The 1063-nt window shown below is 71.9% G+C and carries 1 protein-coding gene; it reads left to right on the top strand.

The genetic code is table 11. The features are described 5' to 3' along the window. Positions 1-1063, top strand: a 1063-nt coding sequence (locus tag ABT130_RS47685) for a PLP-dependent cysteine synthase family protein (RefSeq protein WP_350966516.1), incomplete at both ends; no start/stop codon positions are given.

Genomic DNA, 1063 nt, shown 5'->3' with positions numbered 1-1063 from the left:
CGCAGATCGCCACCACCTCGCTCAGCCAGTTGATCACCGGAGCCACCTGCCACGCCCCCGAGCACGTGGTCGGCAACACCCCGGTGCTCTGGATCCCGGAGATCGCCTCGGGACAGGGGCGCGGGTTCTGGGCGAAACTGGAGGGCAACAACCCCGGAGGGATCAAGGACCGCTCCGCCCTCTACATCGTCGAGCGGGCACGCGAACGCGGCCTGCTTCGCCCCGGAGCGCCCATCGTGGAGTCCACCAGCGGAACCTTCGGCCTGGGCCTGGCACTGGCCGGCATCGTCGGCGGCCACCCGGTGACGCTGGTGACCGACCCGGGCATGGAACCACTGATGCGTCGGCTGCTGTCCGCCTACGGGGCGCGTGTCGTCGTCGTCGGCGAACCGCACCCGGTGGGCGGCTGGCAGCGGGCCCGCCGCCAGCGCGTGCTGGAACTACTCGACGAACACCCCGACACCTACTGCCCGGACCAGTACAACAACCCCGACAACGTCACCGCCTACACGGGGCTGGCCATGGAACTGGCCGGCCAGCTCGGGCGGATCGACGTCCTGGTGTGCAGCGTGGGCACCGGCGGTCACAGCGCCGGGGTCTTTCACGCGCTCCGGCGCTTCTATCCCGACCTGCGCCTCGTCGGCGTCGACACGATCGGCTCGACCATCTTCGGCCAGCCCGCGCGGGTCCGGCTCATGCGCGGCCTGGGCAGCAGCATCTACCCGCGCAACGTGGCCTATGAGGCATTCGGCGAGGTCCACTGGGTCGCCCCCGCCGAAGCGGTCTGGGCCTGCCGGCGCCTGGCCGCGCTGCGGTACGCCACCGGCGGATGGAGCGTCGGCGCGGTGGCCCTGGTGGCATCCTGGCTGGCCCGCACCCTGCCCGGCCACACCCGGATAGCGGCGATCTTCCCCGACGGCCCGCACCGCTACTTCGACACCGTCTTCAACGACGACTACTGCGCCGAGCGGGGCCTGCTCGGCGTACCGGCGGCGGCCGACCCCGACGAGATCGTCCACCCCGCCGAGCGTGAGCTGACCCGCTGGACCCGGTGCACGACCGT

It is taken from the genome of Streptosporangium sp. NPDC001681 (assembly GCF_040298085.1).
Lineage (GTDB): Bacteria > Actinomycetota > Actinomycetes > Streptosporangiales > Streptosporangiaceae > Streptosporangium.
Note: the sequence above shows the minus strand (reverse complement) of the source record. Positions and strands in the feature narration are given on the sequence as shown.